The organism is Thalassotalea fusca (genome assembly GCF_053485835.1).
This window is the reverse complement of record NZ_JBQRUN010000003.1, coordinates 166473-180270: the sequence shown is the minus strand read 5'-3', so window position 1 is coordinate 180270 and position 13798 is coordinate 166473. Positions and strand designations below refer to the sequence as shown.

At 42.5% G+C, this 13798-nt stretch carries 12 protein-coding genes; 8 read left to right on the top strand and 4 right to left on the bottom strand.

All coding sequences use genetic code 11. The features are described 5' to 3' along the window. Positions 1-17 precede the first annotated feature (17 nt). The 8 genes from ACSLUK_RS05155 to ACSLUK_RS05120 all read left to right on the top strand — a co-directional run bounded on the left by ACSLUK_RS05155 (position 18) and on the right by ACSLUK_RS05120 (position 10554). Positions 18-1217, top strand: coding sequence for an aminotransferase class III-fold pyridoxal phosphate-dependent enzyme (locus ACSLUK_RS05155; protein WP_448547454.1), 1200 nt, complete (start codon positions 18-20; stop codon positions 1215-1217). After that, complete coding sequence (locus ACSLUK_RS05150; RefSeq protein WP_448547453.1) at positions 1192-2517, top strand: aspartate aminotransferase family protein; 1326 nt, start codon at positions 1192-1194, stop codon at positions 2515-2517. The genes ACSLUK_RS05155 and ACSLUK_RS05150 overlap by 26 nt, the downstream gene beginning before the upstream one ends. Beyond that, positions 2514-3593: an MBL fold metallo-hydrolase gene (locus ACSLUK_RS05145; RefSeq protein ID WP_448547452.1), complete on the top strand. Its 1080-nt coding sequence runs from the start codon at positions 2514-2516 to the stop codon at positions 3591-3593. The genes ACSLUK_RS05150 and ACSLUK_RS05145 overlap by 4 nt, the downstream gene beginning before the upstream one ends. A gap of 10 nt (positions 3594-3603) precedes the next feature. Continuing rightward, positions 3604-4641 (top strand): efflux RND transporter periplasmic adaptor subunit, encoded by a 1038-nt coding sequence (locus ACSLUK_RS05140; RefSeq protein ID WP_448547451.1) that lies wholly within the window; start codon positions 3604-3606, stop codon positions 4639-4641. A 9-nt stretch (positions 4642-4650) separates the two neighbouring features. After that, complete coding sequence (locus tag ACSLUK_RS05135) at positions 4651-7701, top strand: efflux RND transporter permease subunit (protein WP_448547450.1); 3051 nt, start codon at positions 4651-4653, stop codon at positions 7699-7701. A 371-nt stretch (positions 7702-8072) separates the two neighbouring features. Continuing rightward, positions 8073-8273, top strand: coding sequence for a hypothetical protein (locus ACSLUK_RS05130; protein ID WP_448547449.1), 201 nt, complete (start codon positions 8073-8075; stop codon positions 8271-8273). Positions 8274-8357: 84 nt separating this feature from the next. Then, positions 8358-9497, top strand: a complete 1140-nt coding sequence (locus tag ACSLUK_RS05125) for a flavohemoglobin expression-modulating QEGLA motif protein (protein WP_448547448.1) — start codon at positions 8358-8360, stop codon at positions 9495-9497. A 364-nt stretch (positions 9498-9861) separates the two neighbouring features. Then, positions 9862-10554, top strand: coding sequence for a helix-turn-helix transcriptional regulator (locus ACSLUK_RS05120; protein WP_448547447.1), 693 nt, complete (start codon positions 9862-9864; stop codon positions 10552-10554). A gap of 112 nt (positions 10555-10666) precedes the next feature. Here ACSLUK_RS05120 and ACSLUK_RS05115 read toward each other — a convergent pair whose 3' ends face one another. From ACSLUK_RS05115 to ACSLUK_RS05100, 4 genes are read right to left on the bottom strand one after another with little or no spacing between them, the layout of a single operon-like run. Next, positions 10667-11452, bottom strand: coding sequence for a CsgG/HfaB family protein (locus tag ACSLUK_RS05115; protein WP_448547446.1), 786 nt, complete (start codon positions 11450-11452; stop codon positions 10667-10669). Then, positions 11445-11906: a curli assembly protein CsgF gene (locus tag ACSLUK_RS05110; protein ID WP_448547445.1), complete on the bottom strand. Its 462-nt coding sequence runs from the start codon at positions 11904-11906 to the stop codon at positions 11445-11447. The genes ACSLUK_RS05115 and ACSLUK_RS05110 overlap by 8 nt, the downstream gene beginning before the upstream one ends. Continuing rightward, on the bottom strand, positions 11900-12283 hold the full coding sequence (locus tag ACSLUK_RS05105) for a CsgE family curli-type amyloid fiber assembly protein (protein ID WP_448547444.1): 384 nt from the start codon (positions 12281-12283) through the stop codon (positions 11900-11902). Before ACSLUK_RS05105 ends, ACSLUK_RS05110 begins: the two co-directional genes overlap by 7 nt. Positions 12284-12337: 54 nt before the next feature. After that, a complete protein-coding gene (locus tag ACSLUK_RS05100) occupies positions 12338-13789 on the bottom strand; it encodes a curlin (RefSeq protein WP_448547443.1) in 1452 nt (483 codons plus the stop codon). Between the last annotated feature and the right edge of the window lie 9 nt (positions 13790-13798).

Genomic DNA, 13798 nt, shown 5'->3' with positions numbered 1-13798 from the left:
ATAAAAGGGAGCAGAAAATGAATTCTTTACATATGTCGTTTATTTCAGCTGAACAAGGCTCACTCATTGCCAGTAATGGACAAAGTTTTACGGATGTGAGTCGATTTCAATTCGGCTATCAGGAGCCTTCTGTTGTTCAGGCAGTTGCGGAGCAACTGCGAATTGGTGGCTTGTCGAGTCGCTCGTTAATGTCAAGGTCGCAGCTGGATTTAACGGAATATCTAGCGCACATAACTCCGCCACAGTTAACAATGTCTTATCTGTGCAATTCACCCGATGAAGCATTTGAGGGGGCAATCAAATTGCTGAGAGGTTATCACAAATCTCGTCGGGAGCTAGTGGTAATTACGGGAGGGCGGTTTGGTCATATGACTTATGGTCGTGGCTTAAGTGCACCTGCCAAAGAGGTCGAAGCTGTGATGCACTATAAAGTACGTTGGGTGGATAGAGCACAATTGTCTTCATTGTCTTCATTGTCAGAAGTGGTGACGAAGCAAACGGCGGCGATAATAGTCAATCCATTAGCGCATGAATATGGATTGTCCTTGTTAACGATCGCACAAGCCAATCATATCAATCAGGCGCGAGCTACATCTGGAGCGCTGACGATTGTGTGTGAAAACGAAACTTTTGGTCGAGGGGAAAGCTGGTTCGCTAGCGAGAAAATTGGACTTGAAGCGGACGTCGTTACTTATGGCAATGTGCTTGGCGGCGGTGTGCTTCCTATAGGTGCTTATACGACTCGACGTGATATTAACGAAGCTGTTTACGGTAAAAAGAATCCGTCACTTCACGGGAGTACAACCGGCGGAAATCCCGCTTCAGTTGCTGCAGCAGCAGAAGCGATTCGCCTATTAAGCGCCATAAGACTCAAGCAAAAGACGCGTGAGTTTGAACAAATAAATACCATGCTCGAGCCTGAATTAACACGTGTCGCTAGTCGTTATCGCGCTCATTATGGCTCCGTACTCGGTGCAATATTCATGACTGGCCTCACGCCTGATGAAGCACATACACTGAAACTGACCTGTGAGCAGCATGGACTCATTATTAGGCAAGAAAAAACAGTGATTTGTTTGATCCCGCCCATCACTATGAGCTCGAAAGGGTGGAAGCACGCCTTGCAATTGTTTAGTGATGTGGCCACACAATCACCACAATTAGTTATTAATCCACCAAGGAAGGTACAGAATGAACAACTATGCGCCGCTGTATGACAAATGCTTTGAATACTGGAGTTCAAGTGCTGCTAATATCTACCGTTTGTCAGGAAAAACCGCTGAATCTTACGCCAAAGGCAATATTGTTGTGGACGAAGACGGTAAGGAATTTTTAGATTTTGCCTGTAGTTATGGCATATTTTTGTTGGGGCATGCCAACGATTATGTGGTTGAAGCAGCAACTGGACAATTAACCCGTTTGGCCAGCTTACCCGAAAATGTTCGTAATCCGTTACATGCTAAGCTGTTAGCAGCATTACGGCCATACTTAACGGAAGGCTTGAGTGATATTCATTTTGCTCATTCAGGCGGAGAAACTTGTGAAATGGCGCTGCGTTTAGTGAAGGCGCATCATCCCAATCGTAAGAAAATAATCGTCGCGCAAAACTCTTATCACGGTAAAACAACCACAGCATTAGATCTTCTTGGACAAGACTTTCATCGAACACCGTTTGGTGATAACGCCATTAATGTTGTGCGGGTGCCTTACAATGAACTCGCCTCTATAAGGACTGAGCTAGATAGTGAAGTTGCTGCCGTATTTTTGGAGCCAGTTCTTGGCGGCCCATTTATAACTGTCCCCGATGATGGCTATTTACAACAGGTCGATAAACTTTGTAAAGCGATGGGCACACTACTTATTATCGACGAAATTCAGACGGCATTTGGTCGCTCTGGCCAGATGATTGAATGTCAGCAAAGCCAAATACAGCCTGATATGTTAATGATATCGAAAGGATTAACTGGTGGTTGTACCGCGATGGCTTGTTTGCTGACTCATCATTCGCTCGCTCCGGCGATTGCTCAGCTTGATTCCCAACTCAGTAATCCCTCTGCAGGTCAGCCACTGGCATGTGCGACAGCTATCGCGGCAATAGAGTACATCGAACAGCACAATCTGATTGCCAAAGCACAACAAATGGGTGCGTACCTAAAAGAGAAGCTTACGGTAGTAAGTAAAGATTATCCCAACTGGGTGTTAGCAGTACCCGGGAAAGCGCTCATGACAGGGCTAAAATGTCGTAGCCCTGGGGCTGAACTTCTGATCATGATGGGCATGGAGAAAAGGGGGATTCATTTGGGGTACTCGTTAAACGAAAGCGCTCCACATCCAGTGTTGAGATTCTACCCGTCATTGTTGGTAACACAGCGAGAAATTGATCGCGTTGCAGATGCGTTAGCAGACGTGTTGGCAACGCTTCAGCGTAAACCCTTTGTAACTCGATATGTGGCAAATTTACTCGTGAAGAACAAGTACCGACTTCCGCAGTTTTTTTACCATAAGGCCGGAAAGTGAACCGTGCTATCGCGGTAACCTGCCTCGTTGGGTTACCTATTTTGTTTTTTTTGATTTTATGGACTAACAGTCATACAGATATGTTTAATTTTGGTCACAAATTTACCAATCGCTACGGCGTGCCGAGTGTACACAAAGGGCAATGGGCATATATTAAAATGCGCCTATTTGAATCACGCTTTCCTGATTTTCCAGATGATGGATTAACAGCAAAAGTCGTGAAACCGGATCTTCTACCGCCAGACGGAGGCTTAAAGGCAACCTGGATTGGCCACTCGAGTGTTTTGTTACAGAGCAAAGACGTCAATATCATTACAGATCCGGTATTCTCAACTCGGGCGTCGTTTGTCTCTTGGTTAGGTCCTAAACGCTATTCGCCACCTGCTGTGGCGCTTGAAGACCTGCCTGCAATCGATATCGCTGTGATCTCTCATAATCACTATGACCACTTGGATAGTCGCGTGGTCGAAGCCTGGGGCAATCAAACCCATTGGGTTGTACCTCTAGGGCTAAAACGCTGGTTCGAGGCACAGGGGGTTACCAACGTAACGGAACTCGACTGGTTTCACGGTGCCAAGGTAAAAGGGGTATATATCCAAGCGCTCCCTGCGCAACATTGGTCTGGTAGACACTTGTTCGATACTAATCGTACGCTGTGGGCGTCATATCAAATAAAATTCAAGCAACACAACGTGTGGTTTGGTGGGGATACGGGGTACAACGAATCCTTATTTAAGGAAATTGCTAAGGAAATAGGTGAGGTTGACCTTGCACTAATTCCGATTGGCGGTTATGGCCCTGAATCTTTTATGCGCAGTAAACATTGCTCGCCAGAAGAAGCCGTCAAAATCCATCAGCATATTCAGGCACGTCGTAGCATAGCGATTCATTGGGGAACGTTTATTTTAACATCAGAACCCGTCAACGAGCCGCCACAAAGACTATTTCAAGCAGTAAAGGAAGCTGGTTTGCCGGAAAATGCTTTTCGCGCATTTCATATAGGCGGGCAAGTGCAAGTTAACCATAAACCTCGTACTGAGTCAGTTATTCGTAAAGCGACTCACGGTGAAAATTAAGGACAATCTTATGTCACATTATGTAAAAAGGCTTAGCGCGTTAGTATTCATTTTAATGCCCTTGACGGTATCAAGTGTGAAGTACGGACATGCAAACGAAGTTGTGGAAATATTGCCGTCTCATAGTCAAGTTGAGTTTCGTGGCAAAGTTGAAGGCATGCGCTCTATTGTTACTACCTCACTGCAGTCAGGGCGGTTGGTGCAGATGCCGATTAAAAAAGGCAGTCGCGTGAAAGCAGGCGAGTTAATCGCACAGGTGTATTCACCTGCATTACAGGCCAACCTAGAACAGGCCAAGGCTATCTTGGCGCAACGCGAGGCACAGTTGACCGCAAGCGAATTACAGTGGCAACGTAGTCAACGACTGGTGAAAACAGGGGGGATGTCAAAATCACGAGCTGAAGATATCCATAGTCAGTGGTCTGTTGCTAAAGCTAATGTAAAAGCGGCGCGTGCGAGCATAAAAGCGGCTCAGGACGCATATAATGAACTCAAGATTACCGCGCCGTTCAGTGGTCTGGTGTCGGATATTTTGGTGCGCGAAGGAGAATACATTGCACCGGGTCAAACCCTGATTCAACTTGACGAAGATCGACACCAGAAGGCACGTTTTCTAGTGCCCGAAAAATACTTTCTACAAATGTCCGAACAACAAACGTATACACTAAAAATTCCCGGCCTGGATACTACACAGCCGGTGACAATGATTGAATTTGCTGCGCCAGCGTCCATAGCCTCTGGTTTGTTTGAGGTCACCGTAGAATTGTCAGAAACGAATCCACGTTTTATTGGCATGATAGCGGAGTTAATGTTGACCCTTCCTAATACTCGTCACCAGGTACAACAAAGTGCGTTGCGCTACGATGAACTTGGACAGTCTTATATTATGATGGCAAATGATTCGACCAATAAGTTGTACGTTAAAGTGACGGCATTAAAAGGGGACTATGCAGAAATAGAAGGTCCATTGACGCAAGGGGAATTAGCGATTCTGCCCAATCGATTTGAATTAAAAACAAATCAATCTCCATCATTTTCAGGTGAATAGGAAACTATTATGCTACGTTGGTTTTTTAACGACAGATTCATACTAGTAATTAGCACATTGCTCGTATTCTTGGCAATGGTCACTTGGTTCAACATATACAACCAAGAAGATCCTTCCTTACCTTATCGCAACGGTCAAATTGAATTTTCGTATCCTGGTGCTTCTGCCAATGAAGTGGAACGTTCAGCCACAAGAATTATTGAACGGGGGTTGAGCAGTAATGAAGAGATTATGGAAATTGACAGCACGAGCATGTCCGGTGGCGGGACGATTGAATTGGAGTTATCGCCTGACATCTATGATACCGACAGAGCATGGCAACGTATACGCAATGACCTGTCAGGCATCGCAGAACAATTGCCGAGTGGTCTCAGAAATATGCAAGTATTTGATAAAATTTCTGATACTCAGGGAATCGTGATAGCACTGACGGGTAACTACTCCTTGCTAGAGTTACGCATGAAAGCGTTAGAGATCAAAGAAGCGTTATTGAGTCGGTTAAAGGTGCGCGATATTCGCCTTGTCGGAGATCCTGGTATGCGACTTGATGTCATATTTCCAGAACATCAACAACGTAGTTTAGGTGTTTCGCCATTGACGTTAAGCGAATTGATCAAATCCAATGGTAATTATCAGCCATTAAATAAACTACGCGGTGCTTCACAGAATAATACAATCGAAGCGCCTGGCATTTACCTTAACACTGAAGACGTTGCGTCGTTAGCTTTGATTGAGGGAAAAAATAGCGGTTTAACACTTGGGCAAATCGCTTCACTGAAGATGACTGCAGATCCATTTGCCGAACGAAGCTTTTGGCACGATGGGCAGCGGAGCATAGGTCTAGCAATAACGTTACCTCCAAACAAAATGCGCGTTACCGACGTCAGAGAAAAATTCGAACGTGTGCTCAATGAGATTAGGTTGACGCACCCTGACACAACGATTGATCTAGTTTTCTTCCAGCCTGAATGGACAAAACGTCGAATTGACGGGCTAATGACATCCTTAGTGGTTAGCTTTTTGGCCGTGGCAATTGTTCTATTTTTGTCGATGAATTGGCGACTAGCGCTGATTGTTTCGCTATCTATTCCCGTAACTGCTGCAACTACAATGATTTTATATGGTGGCATGTTTAGCGGCGTGTTGGAGCAAATGTCAGTCGCGGGCATGGTGCTGAGTTTAGGGTTGGTAGTTGACAATAGCATTGTTAGTGCCGAATTAATTCAAACATATCGCCAGCAAGGGATGAAAGTGTTTGATGCATCTAAAAAGGCCTTCTTGGAATTATGGCGACCTTTGCTTTGTTCCTCTTTGACCACCATCGCGGCATTCTTGCCTATGCTCTTGGCAGAGGGGGATGTTGCCGACTTCATTCGCACAATTCCAGTAATTGTAATCACTGCCATTGCTAGTAGTTTGGTGGTTGCACTGACGTTTGTACCTGCATTTAGCAGACTGGTCTTGAGTCGAAGTTTGTCCACATATACTAAATCGTGGACGTTTAAGCCACTTTCGCGCGTACTTAATTGGCCAAAAATGGCTCTGGCGGGGTGTTTATTGGTGTTAGCGATACTGGCCTCGTTTCAAACTTTGGTGGGGGGAGAGTTTTTTCCAAAAACATCGAGAAATACAGCCATTATCGACATTGAACTCGACTATGGTAAGAGTCACGACGCAACGCTAAACACTGCGCAACAGTTGACGGCATTATTAAAAGAACAACCCGAGGTAACGTATGTTGCTAGCTTTGTTGGTGGCTCCGGTCCTCGCTTTTATTACAATTTATCACCTGAACCTGAGCAAAGCCATATTGCTCGACTCGTGTTTCATACTCAAGAAGCAAAGCAAGTGCCGCCATTAGTTGAGCGACTTAATGCAATTTTTCGAACTAAATATTCAAACATTTACATTAAAGCCAAAGAGTTGGGGCAAGGTCCACCTGTAGCGAGCCCTATCGAGGTATTCTTATTAGGCGACGATCGCACTGCGTTAGTGGCGGCAAGTAAAAAGGTAAAAGCCGTGCTCAATGCTCACAAAGATACTGATGCAGTTCGTTTAGGGGCAAGTACAAACGCAACGTCGATGAAGCTCAAACTTAAGCATAAAGAACTGGCCATTGCTGGTGTTTCGCAGCAAGAGATTTCTGCGCACTTACAATGGATGAGTATAGGCGTGCCGGCCGGAGAACTTAGCTACAATGGGTATCCAACACCTATATATGTTCGTTACGGAGAAGGAACTGAGATTGATAGTGAGTCACTCAATAGTGTTTCCGTGATTAATGACGCGCAGCCTTGGCCGATGAGTTTATTTGTTGAACAAAATTTTGTCTCGGAACCGCCAAGTTTGATCCGGCGAGAAATGCAAGCAGCAATTGTAGTACGTGCCGATTTAATGCCCAATGGCGAGGATGAACAGGTTTTGACGGAACTAGAGCCAGCACTATTAGCGATTGCACAGGAGCACGGTGTTGACATTTCATTGGGTGGAGAAGCAGAGCAAAGTACTAATGCGAATGCCGCGTTAACCAAAGCTCTGCCTGCTGGCTTGCTATTGTTGGTAGGTTGTTTGCTGTCCCAATTTTCCTCTTTGCGCCTTACAGGGTTGATTCTGCTGATTATACCCTTGGCAGTGTTTGGTGTTTATCCAGGCCTGGCATTATCAGGACAATCGTTTGGATTTATGGCGATGTTGGGCATGTTAGGCTTAATAGGGGTCGTAGTTAACAATGGCATCGTCCTTGTTGATCGCGTGGTGTTGAATTGGCGAAGCGGTCTTAGCAAGGAAAATGCAATACAAGATGCGGTATCTCAACGTCTTCGTCCTATTTTACTGACCACATTAACGACTATTATAGGGTTGATGCCGCTTGCCTTTTCGTCGAGTCCCTTATGGCCGCCATTGGCGTGGACGATGATTAGCGGCATGTTGTTTTCGACATTGCTAACTTTGATTTTCATACCTTGTGGTATCCAATTGACCTGTGGTGAGCGCTTTATTGCACGCTATCAGGAAAACTCGTCACACGATTCCGGTGCTTTAGTCGATAAGCCAGCATAATTGTTGATTCGTAAATAAAACCGGTGACCCGTTGTGTGGCCATTTCATTTGACAGTCACCGGTGCAAGTGCATGATGCTTGTCACTAATATATTGCCAGAGCGAACCAAACTTTGGTTGTCATTGTGGAGATGACTAAGTTCAGTTAAATGCACAGCAAATAGTACACAAACTAGCAAAGCAATTAATGGCGCTTCTCAAGCGCCAGATTATAGTAGTTCCAGCGCATGCGGAAGGGTCATTGTATATATACCGACAGGGCGGGAGCCGGTTGGAATTAACGTTAGCGCTCGTGCACATTTAATTGATCGTATTGATGGAAATGCGGTAGCTACAGGCAAGTCCAGACATAAACTAACGCCAGGAAAACATGTGCTTGAGTTGGTATCGATTGAGTTTAACGATGAACTCAAGCACAAAAAATTTACGATTAATGTTGCAGCGAATATGACCTATGAAATTGGTGTCATTCGCGGTGCACAGTGGCAAAATAAGGATGGTAGCATCATCGTTGATGAAAGTTATAGCGGCCCAGCAGTAATAAAACAGCGTGAACAGGTATGTACGCTATAGTTATTGAAGGACTTGAAGTATCTTGTAGTAATTTTAAGCAATTGAAAAGCACTCCAAATATTCTGGTGTAGGACAAATTTAGCAGTGAACGTAGACATAGAAAAACTTAACGCATTAGACACGGCATTATCAAATGCGGTGCAAGGCATTGATATTTTATCGGCCGTTTCACCACTCAATTTGAAAGAACAAAAAGCGTTGTTTTTTACTTCACAATTCTCAGCTAGCCCCAGCTTTGTTTATACGACACATGACATTGACACTTTTAAGAAAAAGCGTGAGTTATTCAATTTGCCAGTTGATGAACTAGGCGATGAAGACTTGATGGTACTGTATAGTGGTATTATTGAATCATACGTAGACAAAGTGGATCAGTTTAAGTCGATTGGTTCGCCAGAGTTCTTGTACGATTCAATGCGTTACTTTGGTGAACCTAGTGAAAAAGATCTGCGAAATGCGAGTTTCATTCTGCATTTACCCGATGATTTTGACAAAAAAGAAAGTGATTCGTTAATTTTATCAGCGCCTGAAATTGTCTCAAAACTGGAAGCATTCGCCCAACAAGAAGGCTATGAATACAAAATCAAACTTAATGACAGTATGATTGCCAATGCGCTAGTTTCGGGCTTAACCGTTAAAGTTAATAGTGCCGCGACTATTCCTGAAACAGAAGTGAATGCTCTTGCACACCACGAGTTAGGCGTGCATTTATTAACAACGTTAAATGCCCGTAATCAACCATTGAAAGTACTTTCGGTAGGGTGTCCGGTGAATACTGAAACCCAAGAAGGTATTGCGATCTTAAGTGAGTATCTCGCGGGTTTTCTTACGGTACCACGACTCAAAGTCCTCGCGCTCAGAGTACTGGCGGTTGATTCAATGATTAAAGAAAAGGATTTTAAAAAGACATTTCTATTCTTGAAGGAACAACATAACGTTGCTGATGATCAAGCGTTCACCATTACTACGCGTGTATATCGTGGAGGCGGTTTTACCAAAGATTACTTATATTTAAAAGGCTTACACCACATACTTAATGCCTATGAAACTAATCCAGATTTCATCAACTTATTATGTGGTAAAGTGTCATTAGACTACCTACCTATCATTTCAAGACTCATTGAGAAAAATTACCTTAATAAACCAAAATTAATCACTCCTTCGATTGCCGCACCGTCAGAGAATGATGCTATCCGTCAGTTTATTGCGCATGCGATTAAGTAAAAAGCACTCAACGGATATTGGTTCGTTGAGTGGGCATATCGTTATTAGTTAATTTTAATTGTATAAATTTTCGCTGTTTTTAGCTCGTCGATTAACTTAATCGTTCAGCGCAAAGATATGAATCATCTTGCTTATTCAGTTTTGATATATATTAATTCGTTTGATAGTCCTGATGGTTTCTTGACAGTCATGTAAAAAATATTATAAAAATGTTAACAAGATTGGTGAGGGGGAGCATCATCTATTGAGTGGTTTTCTTAATTCTAACCTTACGCTTAACTAAGAAGAATATTACTTAGTTTACCTAATTAAGCACCCACAATTTTAAATTGAATAAAGTCATAACAACAACGGAAGTGAGATTATGAATTCATATAAAAAGGTAATGTCATCTGCTTTTATTCATTGCGAAGAACATGACACAATTACAAAACAACATGCAATAAAACTGAATCAGTTCATTAATTTGGTTGAGTTGAGTGAATTATCAGTGACAATGAATAATCAGTTACCGCTTTATTCCTCAATGTCGGATTACGATATTTTCTGTGTTGATTGTTACAACCTTGATAGTGAAGACGCGTTGCCTGATGAAGTAATGCAATTAGCACTAAATGCCAACATTATACTATTCAATTGCACCCATAATGCTTTCTGTGAAAAATTAGCCTTATTAGCAGGTATTCAGGGAATATTTTACAAAGAAGACAAGGCCGATATTGTTATTAAGGGTTTAGAAAATATCAAGAAATATGAACGTTGGTTTAAACGTGCGGTCATGAATCAGGCATTGTCTGACTTACTGAAAAATCAACCTGATAATCCTCAATCGAAATCAATGTCAAATCAGCATGAACAGGTAGAAAACAATTTGACAAGAAGAGAGCAAACAATCGCTAGTATGATCTCTAGTGGTGCTCAAAATAAAGAAATTGCAGAGCAATTGCATATCAGCCCGAATACAGTAAAAACCCACCTATACAGTATTTTTAGAAAAACAAGATCGCGTAATCGGATTGAACTACTTGCGTGGTCACAGCAATATTTTGCTAGTTGATTGGGATTAAAGCAGAATATATGTAGTTGTCACGCATAGTGTGAATGCTTCACTTCAGGCGATTTTTCAGGGCCCTAGGTATGGCCCCGAAACGTTTGAATTTGAGGCTATTTTAAACTTCCTGAGCCTTCCACACCTTCTTGTCGATGCCTTTGAGAACTAGTTCTGTAATAGCTTTTTCTATGGTTTGTCTGACACAGATATGCATTGGTTCATTTGTAGTGTAGCCACCTTCAGCTTCAGCTAACCGCTTAAAACTGACATACCGAAAAAAGCCTGCTCTGACTTCTTTGCTAAGCACCTTTTTAGACGTTGAAACAGACACTAATACTTGGCCAGTGCGTACGTCAATTGCTCGCATATATACTGATATCAAATCTTCTCGGTATAGCTCTGAGGCACCAATACCAAAATATTCTGCACCAAAACCACCTGTTTTAACATTTGAATCGTAGCTGATGATACCACCTTCGATGAGTATTTTTGACGTTGTTAGTGGCGGTAGTTCGTTTGCCTCTAGTGATTTGTCGTCTTTACCTTGTAATGCGGCACGAATAATTTTTCGCTCTGTTAATATATTTTGTAAACCTTCACGCTCAACAGGTAAAAACCATTCTGAGTCGCTAAGCGCTTGCATTAAAATTGAAGTAGAGCCTTGGGTTACCGCCGTTGAAAAGGAACTAACATTGGCTTGTGGTTTATATTGGCCTGTTTGATCGCGGAACGCGTATACCGATACAGGAATCATTCCTTTAGGTTTGGGTAGTGCTTTTAATTCAGCAAAGCTTTCTGTCTGTGTAATTTTTACTGCGGCTGTTTGTTCTGGTGGAAACATGCTCCCAATTGTACTACACCCCGATAATAAAGCTGCTAGGGTGAATGCTAGTGTTCTAATCATACTCGTTTCCAAATTTTGGTACTTCAATAATGGTAATTTCACCTGTGATCGAGTGTGTAATTTGTACGGTGATACTATCGGAACTGCTAGTGATTATCTCAATTCGATAGTCCCCACTCACGAAGGTAGCGTCCTCACCAAATATGCTTTGTTCACACTCCGGCGTTCCAACATCACATGTCTCACCAAATGCTAAGTCAGTGATTTCACGTACCATTTTATTAATGTAAGCTCGTTCTAAAGAATCTTGAAATTTCTCCGCGTACGTCTTTTCGGAGATTTTCGCTTTATGTTTATTCTGAGCCTGCGCTTTACTTAGCAAAAAGCTTCCATTCAAAGGGCTACCACCAAAACTTGGATTGATAGGAGTGTAAACAAGTTCTGATGCAGACAGGGCGCTTGCAAACACCATCGTGCTCAGGAATATCGATATTTTATTTTTCATGATTACCATCCGTTATTGGCAATATCTGGATTGTTAGGTTCAAACTTACTTTGTGCCATCGCTTCGATCAAAATAAATACAGCAGCTTCAACACGGTCCTTAATTGGTTGTTGTCTACGCCCCATGTACGTGACATAGATCGTTTTGTTATTCATGTTAACTGTTAATTTTGTGCCAGAACGGGGAATAACTTGTTCTTTAATTTGAACATTAATTCCTTCAGAGTTGGGTAAGTCCTGCCATAATTGACTAAATTGGTGGTAGAACTCTTTTCCTTGGCGACTCAATGTGTTGTCGAGTAACAAGCCACCAATCTCTACTTCTTCAGCGTAACTACAAACTGTAGTAAGTATAAGTGCGACTAAAAATATTGACGTCTTGCGCATATTAAAGAAAAGGGTGTTGCCACCCTTTTGCTACTTTATTTTAACAGTAATGTGCTATTGTTGCACAATTGTTGCACTGTTCCAATCACCAACTTGTGTAATAGAAATACTACCCATGTCGCTGATAATTGATCCTTCAACAATGTTACCATCACCCATTTGGCTAATGCTTAACTCAACGCCAGCACCTCCGATTAACATAGCGTCGCCATTGGCCCCAGTAATCATGTTTTCATTACCGACTTGTGCGATATCGATAATATGGTTGCTACCTTCGATTAAAATATCTAGCGAGTTCAAATCACCATCTTGCAAGATATCAACTGCGTTTTGATTACTATCAAGGATAGAGCTAATGTTAACAATAGCGTCGTTTTGGTTGCCTGTTTGAGTTAACGCGATATCGTTGTCGCTTGTTTCCAACGTATTGTCAATTTCAGATGCTTGAACTACTGCAACGTTTTCGTCACCTGTTTGTGTCACATTGATGTCATTTTCATGTCCATTGAAGTTAACAATGTGCGATTCGTTCATATCACCAGTCTGTAATACGGTAAACTCATTATCCATACCGATTGCACCAACATATGAAGAGTTGGCGCTGCCGTTTTGGATAACATTGAAGTCATTCGCATCACCGATAACGTCAAAAGTAGACGTATTATCATCGCCTAACTGCATGATTGTAACTTCGTTGTCTGCCCCTGTGAAAATATTAGACACTACGGAGTTGTAATCACCTTCCTGATCAATTTCAATGGCATTTTCATCACCGATGATTTCAGCTACTTCAATTTTGTTACGCGAACCATCTTGCTCAAATGATAATTCGTTATCATGTCCTTGAATTAGTGCTACGTTAGTTTCAGACCAATAGCCATTTTGTTCAATTTCAATTTCGTTATTGTCGCCTTCGACATTATCTAAGTGAATTTCACCCCAAACACCAGATTGCATAGTTGTAACCGTGTTACCGGAGCCTGCCATGTTTTTATTGAATGACCAGTGTCCACCATCGCCTTGTTCCATAGTGATGCTATTGTCATCACCTTGAATTTCGTTGGTTGCAGCGTTGCCAATGCCAAAATAGCCAGCGCCTTCTTGCATAATTTCTATATTGTTACCGTTACCGTTGATGGTATTTTGCGTTTCGTTTCCTTCACCATCTTGCATTACTGAAACAGTATTTAAGTCACCAGTACTTGTAGAAATAGCAATATTTTCACTACCGATTTGTGTGACTTCAGTTGAATTGCCGTCGCCTTCAACAGAGGCATTAATACCATTAGCATCACCTTCTTGTGCAAGGCTGACGTCGTTCCCTAAGATCGCTCCTGTTTGTGAGGTTTGCGATAGGATAATAACGTTACCGACGGCATCAACCATCATGTCTTTATTAATTTCAATGGCTGGTGCGCTCTTGACGTCATCTTCAGCGTAAGCGGATTGCTGTGCGCTCAATGCAACTACTACAGCACACGCAATGATTGATTTATTAATTTTCACTTTTCTCTC